The 432-nt window shown below is 66.4% G+C and carries 2 pseudogenes; both read left to right on the forward strand.

What is annotated here, in order from left to right:
* Positions 1-139, forward strand: a pseudogene (locus LPA54_RS39525) (transcriptional regulator); the annotation flags it as partial.
* 152 nt (positions 140-291) lie between these two features.
* A pseudogene (locus LPA54_RS39530) lies at positions 292-432 on the forward strand (MFS transporter); the annotation flags it as partial.

Genomic DNA, 432 nt, shown 5'->3' on the forward strand with positions numbered 1-432 from the left:
GCGCCGGGGCCGCTCGATCATCTACGCCCTCTACGACAACCACGTCGCCGAACTTCTCGAGCAGGCCCTCTACCACGTCGAGCACCTGCGCGTCGGCCTGCGCGACACCCCGGTCTCGGCTCCGACCGCCGTCACGTAAGGCGCGCATCGTCGCTCCGCCGACACCGTCATGGTGCCCCCACGCACTCCCACCTCCAGAACTATGGTGTCCCACCACATACGCCACTGACCTGCGGCTTCCTACGGTATGGCGACACGCAAACGTCCCCGCAACGCCAGGAAGTGGTGCCGATGTCGTCGCCCTCTACCGCCCCACCAGCACCGAGCAACCTCAAGCGCATCGTCGCCGCGTCCCTCATCGGCACCACCATCGAGTGGTACGACTTCTTCCTCTACGGGTCGGCCGCCGCGCTGGTCTTCAACGAGCTGTTC

It is taken from the genome of Streptomyces sp. DH12 (assembly GCF_020873895.1).
GTDB lineage: Bacteria > Actinomycetota > Actinomycetes > Streptomycetales > Streptomycetaceae > Streptomyces.